Origin of the sequence: Paenibacillus sp. UNC451MF, assembly GCF_000686845.1 — a bacterium.
Lineage (GTDB): Bacteria > Bacillota > Bacilli > Paenibacillales > NBRC-103111 > Paenibacillus_S.
This window is the reverse complement of sequence record NZ_JMLS01000009.1, coordinates 184,979-201,294: the sequence shown is the minus strand read 5'-3', so window position 1 is coordinate 201,294 and position 16,316 is coordinate 184,979. Positions and strand designations below refer to the sequence as shown.

At 50.0% G+C, this 16,316-nt stretch carries 14 protein-coding genes and 1 pseudogene; 5 read left to right on the top strand and 10 right to left on the bottom strand.

Features of this window, described 5'->3' with window-relative positions; all coding sequences use genetic code 11:
- Nucleotides 1-6: 6 nt before the first annotated feature.
- The 4 genes from BP97_RS0113410 to BP97_RS0113395 all read right to left on the bottom strand — a co-directional run bounded on the left by BP97_RS0113410 (nucleotide 7) and on the right by BP97_RS0113395 (nucleotide 4,128).
- Nucleotides 7-972 carry a proline dehydrogenase family protein gene (locus BP97_RS0113410; protein ID WP_028549562.1) on the bottom strand — a complete coding sequence of 322 codons (966 nt, stop codon included), beginning with the start codon at nucleotides 970-972 and terminating at the stop codon, nucleotides 7-9.
- Between the two features lie 77 nt (nucleotides 973-1,049).
- On the bottom strand, nucleotides 1,050-1,856 hold the full coding sequence (locus BP97_RS0113405) for an AraC family transcriptional regulator (protein ID WP_028549561.1): 807 nt from the start codon (nucleotides 1,854-1,856) through the stop codon (nucleotides 1,050-1,052).
- A 155-nt stretch (nucleotides 1,857-2,011) separates the two neighbouring features.
- A complete protein-coding gene (locus tag BP97_RS0113400; RefSeq protein ID WP_051620557.1) occupies nucleotides 2,012-2,944 on the bottom strand; it encodes an aromatic acid exporter family protein in 933 nt (310 codons plus the stop codon).
- A 266-nt stretch (nucleotides 2,945-3,210) separates the two neighbouring features.
- On the bottom strand, nucleotides 3,211-4,128 hold the full coding sequence (locus BP97_RS0113395) for a DMT family transporter (protein WP_028549559.1): 918 nt from the start codon (nucleotides 4,126-4,128) through the stop codon (nucleotides 3,211-3,213).
- A 415-nt stretch (nucleotides 4,129-4,543) separates the two neighbouring features.
- Between BP97_RS0113395 and BP97_RS0113390 the strand changes: the two genes are divergently transcribed.
- Entirely contained in the window at nucleotides 4,544-5,860 is a 1,317-nt protein-coding gene (locus BP97_RS0113390; protein WP_028549558.1) for a PASTA domain-containing protein, read from the top strand.
- Between the two features lie 88 nt (nucleotides 5,861-5,948).
- On the opposite strand, the gene BP97_RS41020 is transcribed toward BP97_RS0113390, so the two are convergent.
- On the bottom strand, nucleotides 5,949-6,386 hold the full coding sequence (locus BP97_RS41020) for a hypothetical protein (protein WP_231506303.1): 438 nt from the start codon (nucleotides 6,384-6,386) through the stop codon (nucleotides 5,949-5,951).
- A gap of 81 nt (nucleotides 6,387-6,467) precedes the next feature.
- Between BP97_RS41020 and BP97_RS41015 the strand changes: the two genes are divergently transcribed.
- A complete protein-coding gene (locus tag BP97_RS41015; RefSeq protein ID WP_231506302.1) occupies nucleotides 6,468-6,638 on the top strand; it encodes a hypothetical protein in 171 nt (56 codons plus the stop codon).
- 144 nt (nucleotides 6,639-6,782) lie between these two features.
- Here the strand turns inward: BP97_RS41015 and BP97_RS41010 are convergent.
- From BP97_RS41010 to BP97_RS0113365, 5 genes and pseudogenes are all read right to left on the bottom strand, one after another.
- Nucleotides 6,783-7,046 (bottom strand): annotated as a pseudogene (locus BP97_RS41010) (GNAT family N-acetyltransferase); the annotation flags it as partial.
- Between the two features lie 124 nt (nucleotides 7,047-7,170).
- Nucleotides 7,171-7,635: a RidA family protein gene (locus BP97_RS0113380; RefSeq protein ID WP_028549556.1), complete on the bottom strand. Its 465-nt coding sequence runs from the start codon at nucleotides 7,633-7,635 to the stop codon at nucleotides 7,171-7,173.
- Between the two features lie 61 nt (nucleotides 7,636-7,696).
- Nucleotides 7,697-9,301 (bottom strand): N-acyl-D-amino-acid deacylase family protein, encoded by a 1,605-nt coding sequence (locus tag BP97_RS0113375; RefSeq protein ID WP_028549555.1) that lies wholly within the window; start codon nucleotides 9,299-9,301, stop codon nucleotides 7,697-7,699.
- A gap of 99 nt (nucleotides 9,302-9,400) precedes the next feature.
- A complete protein-coding gene (locus BP97_RS0113370; protein ID WP_028549554.1) occupies nucleotides 9,401-10,525 on the bottom strand; it encodes an alanine racemase in 1,125 nt (374 codons plus the stop codon).
- Nucleotides 10,522-11,187 carry a helix-turn-helix transcriptional regulator gene (locus BP97_RS0113365; RefSeq protein ID WP_028549553.1) on the bottom strand — a complete coding sequence of 222 codons (666 nt, stop codon included), beginning with the start codon at nucleotides 11,185-11,187 and terminating at the stop codon, nucleotides 10,522-10,524. The genes BP97_RS0113370 and BP97_RS0113365 overlap by 4 nt, the downstream gene beginning before the upstream one ends.
- A gap of 168 nt (nucleotides 11,188-11,355) precedes the next feature.
- Between BP97_RS0113365 and BP97_RS0113360 the strand changes: the two genes are divergently transcribed.
- The 3 genes from BP97_RS0113360 to BP97_RS0113350 all read left to right on the top strand — a co-directional run bounded on the left by BP97_RS0113360 (nucleotide 11,356) and on the right by BP97_RS0113350 (nucleotide 16,158).
- Complete coding sequence (locus tag BP97_RS0113360) at nucleotides 11,356-13,125, top strand: cache domain-containing sensor histidine kinase (protein WP_028549552.1); 1,770 nt, start codon at nucleotides 11,356-11,358, stop codon at nucleotides 13,123-13,125.
- The gene (locus BP97_RS0113355; RefSeq protein WP_028549551.1) at nucleotides 13,122-14,714 is read left to right on the top strand and encodes a response regulator; all 1,593 of its coding nucleotides are present in this window, start codon (nucleotides 13,122-13,124) and stop codon (nucleotides 14,712-14,714) included. The genes BP97_RS0113360 and BP97_RS0113355 overlap by 4 nt, the downstream gene beginning before the upstream one ends.
- A 103-nt stretch (nucleotides 14,715-14,817) precedes the next feature.
- A complete protein-coding gene (locus BP97_RS0113350) occupies nucleotides 14,818-16,158 on the top strand; it encodes an extracellular solute-binding protein (RefSeq protein WP_028549550.1) in 1,341 nt (446 codons plus the stop codon).
- Nucleotides 16,159-16,316 lie beyond the last annotated feature (158 nt).

The window sequence follows — 16,316 nt, the reverse complement described above, 5'->3', positions numbered from 1 at the left end:
TTTTTACTATGCATACAAAGCAGCAGGTTTAGTATCGCTTTGAATGATGTCGGTTAACGCTAAGTAGACATTCGGGGGAAACTCGGCAATTCGGTGGCATATGTACAAATACCATTCTTCTCCATAGGTGAGATAGATACGCACGGGGAAGCCGGCGGCATGCAGATTCGAGCTGAGCTCCGGACGAATCCCATACAACATTTCGAGCTCAAAATAAGAGATATCGAAATATCCTCGCTCCCTCATTTCCGTTATTAATGCATCATCATGGGTTGCCGCAGAGATAGAACAGCCAGCCTGTATACAGCGGGCCACGAGCTTTGAAAATTGATCGTTCAACGCCTTAGAACGAGGCATAGCGTCTAAGGCAGACTCTTGATAAGCCCCTTTCACAATACGTATGCATCCTCCTAGAGGCAGCAGCGTCTCCAAATCCTGCGGCGTTCGGTAGAGATGTGCTTGCAGTGTGATACCAAGATTGGAACAATGGACGATAGCTTGCTTATATACCGAAAGAATCAGATCTGTTTTGGCGGCTTCCTCCATGCTGATGAGGATCGTCAAGCTATGCCTTACGGCTTCCTTGGCTAGTAGAATAAGGTTGTTGTAAGCCAACTGAGGATTGATAGACAATCCGATGTGGGATAGGTCCAACGAAATTCTGGATGCCGCACCTGTTTCTCCGCAGGCCCGGATAAGCTTCAGAAACTCCTTTACGGCCTGCTCACAGTCGGACTGCATTCGAATATTTTCCCCTATATATTCCAGGGATACATTGTAGCCTTTGTTTCGGAGAAGTGTGCCTGCGTTTAAACCGTCTTCTAGGACATCACCGGCGACATATCGCCCTGCAGCCCGACTCAGCAAGCTATACAGTAGAGGAGTTTCTTTGATGTACGCCTTAATATCCTCGCGGCGTGCAACCGATTTTAAGGCTTCGGAAAAATGTTGTTCAATAAGCAGCGTGTTCAAGTCTCGTGCCCCCTTTAGGTCGTATTAGGCACATTATACTTCTGGTTGCACGGGGCGTATTGTATAAAATTGCTGGGTTATACTCTGATCGAGGATGCATATTTTTGCGGGGGAAGACCCACCGTGTTTATGAATAATTTGGTCATATGACTCTGATCATAAAATCCGGCTTCCAAAGCAATGTCTGCAATAGGTCTTGACCGGGATAACTCCTTCTTGGCGTAGTTGATTCGCAGCAGATTTAGATAGGCATGAGGGGGGAGGCTGCTCCCTTTTTTGAATAAATGGCTAAGATGAAATTTGCTGATCCCCGTCTCCCGTTCCAAGTCGTCTAATGTTATCTTTTCTTTGAAATGTTCATGCAAATAGTCTTTGATCAGATTCAAGTGCTTTGGCAATGATGCGTGACGAACATGCTTTATATTCTCGCTGTCGTTGTCTTTAATTGTCCTGATCATATCGATAAAGCTAACTTCAGTTTCCATGGGACCCATGGTGGTTTCCAGCGTGCTCACACATTGATTAACGCATGCGGCTGCCCTTTTATTATTATGGTTTTGGAACAGGAACGGAATGTCAGGGGACGTATCCTCACGGAAGGCAGACTGAATCCACTTGGGATGAATAAACAGCATTTTATATGTCCAATTATAGTTGGACTCCGGACTGCAAGCATGCGGCATATAAGCTGGAAAGCAGAGGACACTGCCGGCTTCGACCTGGAGCTTTTTCCCATCGCACCAAACCTTGCTTGTACCCTTGTCGATAAGGCCTATGGAGTGCTCCTCGTGAAAATGCTTTTTATAGGAAATCGCATATGCCTCGCACCTTTTGGCTTCCAATAGAGGCAATGATGCATTTCGATAATAATGTATGCCTGACATCTTTGCACATCCTTTCTTTCCACAGTAAGAAGATATAAAAGGTTATTGGATATTATACAATGAGAGGACAAGAAAGTGGAGACGTAACAAAAACACCGCAGCATCCCTTGAGAGGAGTACTACGGTGTAGTGATTATCTATCAACTGGGGTTACATTACATCGTATGAATAAACCGCTCCAGCTCGTTAGCCACGGCATAGAGGCTGGCCCGATTCTCGAATTCATGCCGGGTTTCCGGTAGCGGGAGAAGCTTATGATATTCGCGGATTGCGCGCAGCGTTTCTCGCAGATGAGCAGTAGAACGCCCTGAACTCGAGTCGCTGACCTCCAAAATAAAGTCCCCTATTCGAATGCCTTGTTCCATCTTAACCGATATTCTCGAAATGAATGGGAGCATTCGCTCCAGTATTTCGTACTGCTGCCTTTTTACATCAAAATAATGTTCGTAAGAGTTGGTTTTGCGCAGCAAATTGTTCTCGGCATCGAGTACCGCGAGCCTCTTGGCTTGCTGAAGCTCATCGCCCAACTGCAATAATTCCTTACCGTCCCAAAGAGTGTAGCCCTCCTTGAGATAGGCAGCCATTTCTTTTAGAATAACGGCAATGAGTCGGTCCACTTCTTCCTTACGCCGATTAAGCTCCTTATCGATACTGGGCATGTACCAATTCACCAGCAGCGCGACCCCAAGACCGATCAATATAACCATAAACTCATTGAGGAAAAAAGCCGGTTCTATGCCTTGATGCATATAGACATGCATGACGATGACCGAGCTGCTCGCAATGCCTTCCTGCATACGGAACCGCACACAGAAGGGGATGAACAACAGCAGGTAGACTAGAAAAGAATACGAATGATAGCCGATAATGACAAACAACAGGCTGGAGAACAGAAGCCCGGACAGACAGGCAAAGAATCGGCTGATGACGGCTTGAGTCGATTGTTTTCTTGATTTTTGAATACAAAGCAGTGTAAGAATGCCCGCTGCGGAATAGTATTCGAGCTGCAGCAGCTGGGCAAGTAAAATGGAAAGACTGACGCCGACGGCGGTTTTGAGGGTGCGAAAGCCGATCTTCATCTTCATCATGTTGTCACCACCATTTGCGTTTTGCTATATTGTATAGCGCATAGTCAAGTGTGTAAATATAATTCACGCAAAAACAACATTATTCAACACAGTTGTAGTGGAAAAAGGGAATATTTCGTCAAAATATAAGGAATCAGGTCTTTTTAAATAAAATCATGTCATATTATATTACATTACATTACATTAAAATGGATTAGGAAAAAAGTGAATAGACTCTTAATGTAAATAAGGCGCACCGCAGCGGAACGCCTTAAATCTTCTATGTTCTATGAAGCCGCAGCCTGTACGGCCGTTCTGCGGTTGGATATGGCTACGCCTGCAAGGATGAGAACCCCTCCAGCGATTTGCACTATCTGTATCGTATCTCCCAGAACCAAATAAGCCACGATAATCGCAACGAACGGAGGAATATTCATAAACATGGAGCTGGTGGATGCGCCAACTTCAGAAATGCCCTGATTCCACCAAAACCCGGCTAAGCCTTGGCCAAAGATAGCGGCACAAGCCAACACCAGCCACATCGTCATATGCAGGCTGAAATGCATTTGTCCTTGACTCGCTTCCCACAAAGCAGCAGGCGTCATCAAGACAGTGCCCATCACGGTAGCAAAAATGGTAATGTCGTAGGAAGGCATGCTGGTAGTCAGTTTACGGATGAACAGCAAGCTGACAGATAGAGCGATCATAGCTAATAGCAGCAGGATATCCCCTTGTGAGATGCCGATCGATTTGCCTCCGAACAATACGATAAGGACAACACCTACCAGAGCCAGGCCGGCACCGGTCAATTTGTTTACCGTGATGGCTTCTCTTAGAAAAATTCGGGCAAGCAAGGTCGTAGCGACCGGCGAAAGTGCAATGATGAGCGACGCATTGCCAGCTGTAGAGTGCTGGAGGCCTATGAAATAGAAGAACTGGTTGAACAGGGTGCCGAACAGGCCTGCAAACAGCAGGATAAGCCACTCTTGAACGGTTGGACGCTTCATTTTCCTATTGATTAAAGCGACGGAAATTAAGAAGAGCGAGGTTAATACTAAACGAGAGTAAGACAAGAAAATAGGAGAAAAATCTCTCAGCAAATAGGCGCTTGCAACATAATTGCATCCCCACAATAAAGAGACGCCAAGCAAACGCCAAATAACAGCCTGTTGGGCCATGGTTATATAATCCCTTTCGATTTTCATGAATGATTCGTCCATTATAATCAGCGGCAAGTTTCATTGTAAAACGAGAAATAAGGCAAAAAAAACAGAAATTCGAGCGTATGATCTCATTGTTGTGATTCAGCGGTGGCCGTTCTCAGGTTTATTACCGTTCGAAGCCTCTAAGTCTGCATAACGGGAAAAAAGTATTCTGGGGAAGCGGCTGCTGCTCTTTTAACCCATATATATGAAAAACAAAGGACGATTGGACTTCATTTCGCAAAAGTCGGCTTTTTTGTTGATTCGTTATATAATAGAATGGGTAATATAAAAAAATGCCCTCACGTTGGGGCTAGTTTTGCTTTTTTTTCGGACGTATCAACGAAAATCCGGACTAAAGTCCGAACTATATGAGTAAGATGGATAGGGTATTTAAAGAGAAAGGGGGCTGCTATAGATGGAAGATCGCATGGAACAGAGATATGTGCCTGAGCAACCAATCCTACCTTTGGACGGCGGAATGGTTTATATGGGTAAAGATTTATCGTTAAATCGAAAAGTCATTCTGTATTCTCTCGATATTCCGGACGATGAGTTTGTTCAGACATATACACAAATGATAGGGGAAGCATCCCAATTTACGGACAGGGCTTTCATACACATTTTAGATACCGGCTACAGCAGCACGGCTAATCGGCTAATTGCCGTGTTGAAGCCATGCAACGGCACGCTGCTGGTTGAAGAAATTGATAAAAAAACGATGAACTTTCCGGAAATGATATCCATTGTGCATAAGCTTGCGTTAGGTATGCAAAAAGCTTTGGAGGACGGCATCGTCGGGTTCTCCGTTCGTCCGGATAATATTTGGCTGGATTCGGAGCGGCACCCAGTCATTATGAATTATTGGGAGCAGGGAGCGAGCACACAGCGTGGGACTCGGGGGTTGAGCAGCTTACTGCTGCAAATGCTGTCAGGCTTGACTGGAACACAGCCGAGTGTAGATGATGCTGCTGTGCAGCAAGCGTTAAGGGATATCCCGACTGAACAAAGAAGCGTGCTAGTTCCGTTAATACAGCAGGCAATGACGGAGGATGTTCCGTTAAAATTATTTATTACCCAGCTCGCCCGTGTGGTAATCATGAGAAGCTCACAAAGCATGACGAGGACCGAGGAGCCCGAAGTGAAGAAGAAGCCGGTTTCGACTGTGATGAAATCATCAGCAGCCGAAGTGCCGACGCGCAAGAAGGCTGTAAACCTAGACGAGCCTGAACGACATGCTGCTAAAGTCGAGGAAGAAGATGAGGAAGAGGATGAGCCGCGTCGATTCACGGTGGGGAGCGTAATGAAAAAACTGCTCTTCATCGGCGGAGCGATCGTCGTCATCGGAATATGCTCGGTGCTTATTTTGATGGGACTTATCGAGACGTTGAAGCCGGATAAAGGCTACATTCCTCCGAGCAATGCCGTTACGGAAACGACACCAACACCGACACCCGAGCCGTCAGCAACACCCAAGCCGGATGCGCCGAAGGAGACGAAGCAGCCTGATAATGGCAGCGTGAAGCCTGAAGGCAGTCCGACACAGGTGCCGAGCTTGATTGGTATGACTCAGGAGGAAGCGGGCAAAGCTGCTTTGGCAGCGGGGCTTCACTTCAATTTTAATATTGAACCGAATGATATGGAAAAAGGAAAAGTGTTTAAGCAGGACCCGCAGCCGAATGCGGCGGCACAGGTGGGTGGCAACGTGACATTTTGGGTCAGCAAGGGCCAATAAGGAATTCAAATGACTAAGCCCGGTAACCGCTGTAAAGCGGGTTACCGGGCTGTTGATCGTTATTTTAAAAAAATGGATAAATGTGCGATTAAGTATAACTAAGACCGTTTAACTGAGGTAGCGGGATGGAAGTCCATCCAGGCAGCCGATCTGCGTGAGCGGATTCGGGATTGAACAGCAGAGAGACCATTTCCTCTGCTGTCAGCTCCAGGCTGCCGCTTCCATCAGGAAGCGCTACGCTGTATTGGCCATCCTGCAGTGCGGTGACTGCAGGAATAGGACTGCCGCTCGCGCGCAGATAGGGAGCGGCTTGCTCCAGCAGGCGCTTGGCGCTCACGACGAACACGGTACCGCTGTTCGTCCCAGGCGTCGAGGTTAAGCCTGCTTCGCGCAGCAGCTGCATGAGCTCCTGCTCATGCCAGCCAACCGCAACCTTGAGCTCCGCAAGGTTGAAGCGCTCTACCGCGTCGGCGAGCAGCGCGCCGACAGCTTCAGCCGGGCCGGCCCACTCGGTGGCCGTCGGCATTCTCTTGCTGTGATAGCGGCCGGGGGCCTCGATCACAGCGTAGCTGTCCACGCCGCCCCCAGCCGGGGCGGCGACGAGCACTTGCTGCGCCAGCTTCGTGCAGCTGGCGTGGGCTTCCGCACCGAGCAGCCGCTGCAGCTCGGTGACGCTTTGCGCGAACGCGACCTCGCGGGCGTTCGCGGCTGCCTGCATCGCGAACGCATCCGTTGGCGCGTGCTGGCGAACGGTGCGGCCGCTAGCACCTGCGGTTAACGTGCGAAGCCGGGCTGCGCCATCGGCATCCAGCGTGAACCGCTCCGTGCGGCCGAAGTGATAGCAGTGCGCCCGCGTGTACAACGAGCGGTCGCCCGAGATAAACACCAGCGACGCGCCGGCCTCCTCGGCGTGCTGCTTGCACAGATCCAGCAGGCGGCCGGCGGTGCCTTGGCCGCGGTAGTCGGGATGGGTGCATACCGAACCCATCGAGAATACATTCAGCCTTGCGTCGCCGACTTGCAGCACGAACGGGACAAAGCCCATAAAGGATACGAGCTTGTCTCCGACAAAGGCTCCGAAGGAATGGCTCTGTCCCGGCGAGAAAATAAGCGGGAAAGCGGTCCCCATCGAGGCTTGCTCAGAATCGCGGAAAATGTCGTCCGCCAGTTGAACGGCTTGATTCAATTCACTGCTTTGTACCAATCGAAATTCCAATTCTAGCGCCTCCTCTTTGGATCGTGTCAATTAAGGTATTTTTAGTATGCGATCATTGATGTCTTTACTTCAATGTATACTCGCAAGAGATCGCTTAGTCGCGGATTTCGACGATGATTTCGATTTCAACCGGCGTATGAAAAGGCAGATCACTCGTACCGATAGCGGAGCGGGCATGACGGCCGCTGTCGCCGAATACTTCGACCAACAGATCGGAGGCTCCGTTCATGACGTAAGGCTGATCTCCGAATCCAGGGGCGCTGTTCACGAAGCCGAGCAGCTTAACGATTTGGACGACGCGGTCCAAGTCGCCCAAGTATCCTTTTAGAACGGCTAGGCAGTTAATAATCACTTGACGAGCAGCTTTCTGGCCTTGTTCGATCGTTAGGTCGCTTCCGATCTTGCCTTCGTACATCAGCTCTCCGTTAATTCGGCAATCCTGCCCGGATAAATAAAGCAGGTTGCCTGTGCGTTTGCATGGAACGTAGGTGAAACGTGGCTCTGGGGACGGTGGAAGGACGATACCCAGCTCTAGTAATCTTTGCTCAACTTTGCTCATGACGATGACCTCCGTATAAATGGGAATAGGTTATGATTGCTGATCCAAAAAACTATAGGGGCTAATGGCTGCAGTAGTGATGCGCCCGAATAAGGATGCCTTCTTTGGCATGGGTGTGGCGATTCCCGAGCAGCGTCGGCTTTCCGCCCACCAGCACGTGGGAGATACCGGCTGGATACTGCTGCGGATCCTCAAAGGTCGCGTTGTCCTGAATCGTCTCAGGATCGAATACCGTAATGTCTGCTGCATAGCCGGGGACTAGCAGACCACGTTTACCGAGCTTGAACCTCTGTACCGGGAATGACGTCAGCTTGCGGACGGCTTGCTCCAGCGTCAACACCTTATCTTGACGTACATATTTGGCAAAGACGCGCGGAAACGTGCCGTATAGCCGCGGATGCGGTTTACCGGTTTCGCAGGTCAGGCTGTCTGATGCAATCAGCGACCGCTCGTAGCCAATGACCTGCTTCACATCCTCGTCGGCCATGTGGAAATAGACAATGGAGATACGGCCTTGCTCTTCGAGGAGCAGGTCCATCATGCAATCCGCAGGGTGCTGTCCGCGCTCCTCACTGATGTCAGCCATGTGCCTGCCTTCCAGATGCCGGTTCGCTTCATTGTGAACGGCGGATATGTAGACGCTCTGCCAGCCGGTAGAGCACACCAGATTGTCCCAATCCTCCTGCTCGCGGCTCAGCTCCTCGCGAATACGTTTACGCAGCTGGGCATCTCTGAATCGTTCCAGTACGCTCCCGATACCGCCTTCTAGCGCCCAAGGGGGGAGAACGGTCGTTAGTGTAGTGGAGCCGGCGTTATAGGGATATACGTCGCAGGTCACATCGAGCCCGCGGGAGCGTGCATCCTCAATGAGCTCCATCGCTTCCAGCACCTTGCCCCAATTGATTTTGCCTGCTGCTTTCAAGTGGCTTATATGAAGGGACACTCCGGCTTTCTCGGCAATCCAGATCACTTCCTTCACGGAAGGGATCAGATTGTTGCCTTCGCCGCGGATATGGGTGGAGAATAGCCCGTTGTACTTGGGCAGCACGGAGCACAGCTCGGCGATTTCCTCCTTCGAAGTATAGCTTCCAGGAGCGTACAGAAGACCGATGGAGAAGCCGATGGCTCCTGCCTTGAGTCCTTCTTCGAGCATGTGCTTCATAAGCATCAGCTCTTGGGAAGTCGCTGGACGATTGGCAAAGCCCATCACTGCGATACGCAGTGCACCGTGCGCGACGTAAGTAGCGATATTTTCCGATAGGGAGGACTTGGAAAGCGTTTGCATATACTGTTCGACGGTTTCCCAAGGCCATTCCCAGGATGTTTTCCCGAGTACCGGTTGGACGTAGCTCTGCAGCAGCTCCGCCTGTTCTCTGACGAAAGGAGCGGGAGCTAGTCCGCAGTTGCCTACCACCTCCGTTGTCACGCCTTGGCGAATTTTAATTTCGCTTAACGGATGATCCAGAATCATCAGGTCGGAATGGCAGTGGCCGTCAATAAAGCCGGGGGAGATGACCTGCCTGTGGACGTTTATCGAGTCGTGGGCCTCCATATCCAGCTGTCCTACCGTTGCAATCTGCCCGTCTTTAATGCCTACATCCCCTATAAACCAGGGGTTGCCCGTCCCATCGACAATACGTCCGTTTTTCAAAATAAGATCCAGCATGTCTTTTGAACCCTCCCTAAGGTCAACTAATTGTTAGAAATCATGTACAGCTGCGTGTGAGGCAAGCATTTCAATATAGGAAAAATAACTATCATTGCTTTATTCCAGCATTCCACGGCCCAACACGGCGAACGGCTCGAGCTTGTCGCCTTGCTGGAACAAGACACGATTATGCAAATTGACGGTACTGCAAATATGGTTAGGAATAATATGAAGTCGATCACCGACCTTTAAGCCTGCTTGCTGAGCTTCAGGCCCTAAGCGAAGCATGCCATGCTCCTCCGATAATCGCTCCAACACGGCGTCCTCCAAGCCAACGACATGGCCAAAGCCCTGCAGAAGGAGCGGCTCGGTATTAGGCTGTACATCGGTGGCGAACGTTTTGCTGCCGCCGTCGATAACGGCCAGATCTGCCGATGGACGGCTTACGACCGTGACGAGCACGCTGCCCGCGCAGTCCTCCATACCGCAGACGCCAAATCGAGCTTGCATCCGATCTTGAAATACGTACGTTCCCGGACGGATTTCGGTAACGCCTTCAATGGCTGCGGCGTAAGCACCTGTTGGGGTCGAGCCGACACTGACATCGGTAATAGGAATACCTTGGGCGCGAATCCGGTCAGCAAGCTCGACCATAATCCGACCTTCCTCTTCACCGGCACTTTTCAGATCCATAGTGGGCTTTTTGTTCATCAACGCTCCACGGAATGTGTAGATACCAGTAAGTCGAAGAGACTCCATCGCATGAATACTAGCTGCCAAGGCCAAGGCATCCTCGTACAGCACTCCTGTCCGCCTTAACCCTGTATCGATCTCTAGCCGCACGTTCAGCGTCTGGCCTAATCGGCTTGCCGTTTGGGACAGACGCATAGCGCCTTCCTCACTGTCTACGGCCAGAATCAGGTCGATCCGCTCGCTCAAAGCCACGGCACGCGTGATTTTGGAAACGGTTACGAGTGGATAAGCAATGAAGATATTTGAGATACCGTGCTGTGCCATCACCTCAGCTTCGGAGACTTTGGCGACCGTAATGCCTACGGCGCCTGCTTCAATTTGTTGATGGGCTACGTGAGGCATTTTATGCGTTTTGGCATGGGGGCGCAGGTTGACCCGATGCCTGCGGGCCGTATGCGCCATGCTCTGAATGTTATGCTTCATGATCTCGTCATTAATGATGATGCAGGGTGTTTCCGATACGAAAGACGAAGATACGGCGTCGTTCATGATTCCTCATTCCCTTCCGATTCCAGTAGTGTTTTGCCTTCCTCCAAGTAGTTATACAAGGTATACTTGGAAATATTCAAATAACCGCAAATTTTCTCTCCGCCTTTTTTAATCAGGAAGGCCCCCTTGCGGTCCAGCAGCTGAATCATCTTCATCTTGTCTTCTTTGGTCATGACAGCGACCGGCTTGCCGATCTGCTCTTGTGCTTCTTGAATCAGGGCATCGAGCAGGTCGCTGACGTTGCTGACGAACGATTCCTTCACTTCCGTTTGCAGACCCGTGGAGGTAAGGGATTGAAGGGTTTTCTCCGCAATCATCAGTTCGGTAATATCAAAGTTAATGCACAGCGCTCCGATCGTTTTGCCTTCACTGTTCTTCATATACATGGACGTTGAACGAAGAATACGTCCGTCCTTCGTCTGGGTGACGTAATTGAATTTGTTGCCGTCGACCTGGTTGCCGCGCAGCAGCTCAAGACCGAGATTCGTGCCTGGATCGCCGACCTTACGACCGGTAATATGACCGTTCTCAATGGCTGTAATCGTGCTTTCGTACGATCCTGTCAGATCATGCAGCACGACCTCACAGTTGTCGCCGAATTGGGCTGCAATGCCTTTAACCAGGCTGCTCAGAAATTCGGATTCCTCACGGATATGCTCCATAGGTAAGTGCGTCTCCTTTCTCCTGATCATCAGGGGACTGTTATGAGAACGATAGTATCATAACCGTTTTAAATGTCAAACAAAAAGTTTGTTCGAAAGAAAAAAAGTATGTTAGTATACAATTAAAAGATGAATGCGATTACAAATACGGGGCTGGGGGAACCTATCATGAGACGATGGTTCGGGAAATCATTAAAACGCAAGCTGTCCTTGTTCCTTCTGTTGGCGATTCTACTGCCTTTGCTGTTAACCGGAGTCGTTTCTTATACGATTGCCACCTCCATTACCGAGGATAAGGCGAAGCAGTCCGGGATGAACACGCTGCGGCAGATTGGAGGCAAGCTGGATTTTATTATCGAGGATGTGGAGAGCATGTCCTTGTTCATTATCGGGCAGCGGGATATTCAAGCTTATCTGGATGATGAAAAAGAGGATGTCGTCCGCTTTACCTTAAACGTCGGTTTTTTGACGAACCTGGCTTTTTCCAAAAAGCATATATCCAATATTACGATCACCAGCGATATAGGAAAGCCGCCGCTTTCCAACACGACTGTATTGCAGTCCGGTCTTTCCGAAGTACTTAAGCAAAATGAGCTGGCCTACAAGAGCAGCACACGCTGGTGGTCGCCTCTGTACGAGAATCAGACCACCGAAGGCTTGAAGAAGGTGATCTCGCTCGTGCGGCCTGTTCGCAGCATTAACAATTTTAAGCCGCTCGGGATGATTTCGATCAGCGTCGATGAGGCTGAAATAAACCGCTATTTGACGGAAGCCGGGTGGGAGGCTAGCGGCTTTGTGCTGCTGCTGGATCAACAGGACCGCATCTTGTCGAGCGGCAAGCCGGAATGGTTGAATCACATGGTCACGGATATTTTTCCGGATATAGGAGAAATGAATGAGGATAGCGGCATTCTGAATTACGGGACGGGCAAGGAGCAGAAGACCATTCTGTACTATACGATCCCCGGACAACGCTGGAAGCTGGTCGGTTTTATCCCGACCCAAATTTACACAAAGCAAAATGGCTTTGTGCTGATGGTTACAGCTGTGGCGGTTGGGCTTGCTCTCGTTATGGCTGCCGGGCTGGTGATCTATTTCCTCCAATGGGTGACTCGTCCGCTGACTAAGCTTACGCAAAATATGAAGGACATTAACCCTGATGAGCCTATTCCTCACTTCGAGGTGCGAAGCACAGATGAAGTAGGCTTGCTGCTGCGGAGCTATAACAAGCTTAGCGACCGTATTCAGCGCTTGAAGGAACAGGTGCAGAAGAACGAGGCAATGAAGAAGGAAGCGGATATTCAAGCGCTGCAGGCGCAGATCAACCCGCACTTTTTGTACAATACGTTGTCGTCGATCCATTGGATCGCCTTGATGAATAAGGATCGGCAAATCGCCGAAATGGTCGGGGCGCTCAGTGATTTTCTGAGATTCAGCTTGAACAAGGGGGAGGAATTTTGCCCTGTGCAGCAGGAGGTAGCTCATGCGCAAAACTATGCGTATATCCAGTCGATTCGCTTTCCCGACCAATTTGAAATTGAGTTTTTCATTGATCCGGCCATGATGCAGACCCCGATGCTGAAGCTGTTGCTGCAGCCATTGATTGAGAACAGCGTTATTCATGGGATACAGAAGAAAAAAGAAAAAGGTCACGTGTATGTTCACGGTGAGCTGTTCGGCGCGTCGCGGATGAAATTTGTCGTGGAGGATACGGGAATTGGTATGGAGCCTGCAAAGCTGCGGGAAATTCGCAGAAATATTACGGCGGAGGAGACCCGCACAGGGGTTACTTCGCCAAGATCCAGCTACGGGCTGCGCAATGTTCACCAGAGGCTGCTGCTGCATTATGGTCATGAATCGGGATTGGTTATAGATAGCGAGCTAGGGAAAGGAACGAAGATATCGTTCACCATTCCGGCAGGGGAGGAAACGACATGAGAATTATGATTGTAGACGATGAGGTTATTATCCGCACCGGATTGTGTACGGTTATTGACTGGAAGGAGCTTGGGTTGGAGCTGCTGGCGCCCGCCTCTTCCGCTGAAGAAGCGCTTGCCCGCATTCCGGAGGAGAAGCCGCATATTTTATTGACTGATATACGTATGTCCGGCATGGACGGAATTGAGCTGGCGCGTAAAGTGAAGGGGATACTTCCCGATACGGAGATTGTTATTCTAACCGGATACGACGATTTTTCCTACGCACAGCAGGCATTGAGGGAAGGCGTAACGGATTATTTGCTCAAGACAAGCCGTCCCGATGAGATAATTAAGGCCGCTATGAAGGCGAAGCAGCGCATATTGGAGAAATGGGAAGCGCTCAAACAGGAAACGGTCCAAACGGCGGCACTGCGCAGCCAATTACTGGATCGTTTGGTTACTCAAGGCCTTGAGCAGGAATCCGTTCATGAGCAGCTGCTTGTCTGGTTTTGCAAGAATGGTTTGCAGCAGGCGCAAAAGGATACAACTCCGATGCAGGTGATGCTGGTATCTGCTTTGGGCTGGGGAGATAACCCAATGGCTCGGCTGTTGCTTGGCGCTGCGGAGAATATGCTGTTCGAGCTGCTGCCGACCGTTACTCTGCTCAAAAAGGATCGGATCGTGCTTGTGCTGCCCGCTGCGCCAGGAATGGCAGATCGTGAAATGCTGGAGAGGGCACGGCTCCGGGTTGAGCAGACGTTGAAGTGCAGCGTCTATGCGGCGCTGGGCTGCACCGTTAACGATTATGCGGAGCTTAAATCGTCTTATATCGAGGCAGAGCATGTATTCTCCTTCCGTGGACTGGCGGGCGTGAGAGGGCTGTATTCGATTCAAGAGGTAAAAGACCGCAAGGGAGGCAGGACGGTGTGCTCCCAGAAGGAGGAAGCGGAGCTCTCCGCCATACTAATGAGCAACAATCCGACGGAGCTGAGGCACTGGGTGAATCAGAAGGTGCGATCGCAAATGGAGGATAGCTCCGTAACTGCCGCTTCTTTTCAGGCTTATTTACAATCCATTTTGTTATCCGGTCACAGGTGGCTGGATCGGGCTTGTACGGGTGCCGTGGAAAAAGCAGACCATCAGGATCAAGGCCGGACACAGACTGCCAATGCTCAGGTGGCACCCCACATCTTCACCTGGGAATCGCCAGGCCAGCCCGAAGAGGATGTATTCCGTCTGCTTTCGGTAATGATGTTGTCTTATCATGATTCTTTAGCAGAGGGTAAGTTCTCCTATATTCAAAAATCGATTGCTTATATTAAAGCAAATCTGGATCAAAACCTGTCGCTCCAGCAGGTAGCTCAATTCGTCCATTTGAACCCTAACCATTTCAGTGAAGTGTTCAAGAGGGAGGCAGGAATGAACTATATCGAGTTCGTAACACAGGAGCGGATGAGACAAGCGGCCGAGTGGCTGCAGGGCTCGCAGGCCAAAATCAGTGAAATTGCCAATCGTGTAGGATATGAGGATATCAAATACTTTGGTCAGCAGTTTAAGAAATATTCGGGACACACCCCAACGGACTATCGCCAATTGCTAAAAGGCTGAAAAAATTCCCCCATCACTCCGAAGTCTCTCCCGTTTTGCATACCGAGGCTGTCCCCTATACTTAAAACTGTAAAGAGAAGAGAATCAGGGAGGGTACAACAATATGAAAAAAGCGGCGGCGATAGCATTAACGGCTGTTATGGCAACAGGCATTCTGGCTGGCTGTAATTCGAGCGGCAGTACGGACGGCAAAGCGGCTGGAGATAGCGGCAGTAAAGATAAAGCGCAAGCCAAAGTCAAGCTTTCTATATGGCACAACTACACCGGCGACGACCTTCGTGCCAAAAATATGAGGGCCATTATGGAGCAATACAAGAAAGATCATCCTAATGTGGATTTGGATATTCAGGGGATTCCACCCGATGGCTATAAGGCGCGTTTGAAAACGGTTGCTGCGGCAAACGAAATGCCGGACTTGTTCGTTATGTGGCCTGGCGTTATGACGAAAGAGTTTGTAGGCGGCGATTTGCTCCAGCCGATTAATTCGCTGCTTGACAGCAAGCCGGATTGGAAAAATGGTTTCCTGCCGAACTCCTTCGACGACTTCACTATCGATGGCAAAACATACAGCGCTCCTATGGGATTGTCTCCTACATCGATTCTTTACTATAACAAATCGATCTTCGATAAATATGGCGTAAAGCCTCCAAAAACATGGGATGACATGATGAGTCTCGTGGATACGTTCAAAAAGAACAATGTCACACCGATTGCCCTTGGCAATAAAGCGGCTTGGCTGGCACAATCGAGCATTTTAAGTTCCCTGGCTGATCGTGTAACCGGTTCGGAATGGTTCTTGAATGCTGCCAATCAAAAAGGAGCAAAGTTTACCGATCCGGAATTCATCCAAGCGTTGACTTACTTGCAGCAATTGAGCAAAGCAGGCGCGTTCCAAGAGGGCTTCAATAGCATCGATAATACGCAAATGGAGCAAATGTTTGCTCAAGGCAAAGCGGCGATGATGATTGATGGTGGTTGGGCATTGACGAACCTTGCGGCAGGAGCGTCCAAAGAAGCTTTGGATAATATGGCAGTAACCTTGCTTCCTTCTGTACCGGGTGGTAAGGGGGACCCGAACACCTTGTCCGGAGTTGTCGGAACCGGTCTTGGCATGAGCAAGAAAACGAGCGGTCCTGCCAAGGAAGCGGCCTATGATTTGATCTATGCTCTGTCCGGCCCTGCTGCTCAAAAGACAACTCTGGAGAGCAATCAGTTGGTTAGCTATAAGGTAGAGCTGGATAAGACGAAAGTGACCTCTTTATTCGCACAAGTGTATGAATTGCTGGGAAAAGTGAAAAGAACACCTGTATATGATGGCGTGCTGAGCTCTGCGGCGAGCGACGTGGTGAACAATGGCTTGCAGGAGCTGCTGATGGGCGGAAAGCCGGAGGACATCGCGAAGAAGATTCAAGAGTCACAGGCTAAGTCATTGGGAGTCAAATAAATTAGCAGGACAGCAAGCGGCTCCAGTCTTGTCGAAAGGCCGGGGCCATTTGTTTCGCTAGAGCGAATCAGCTTGGTGAGAAACCGAGTGTGGGGACAAATTGGCTAGTGTTCCTCCGGTGAGATATGCCCCTCCAGCCGCTGTTGTTATCAGGAAAT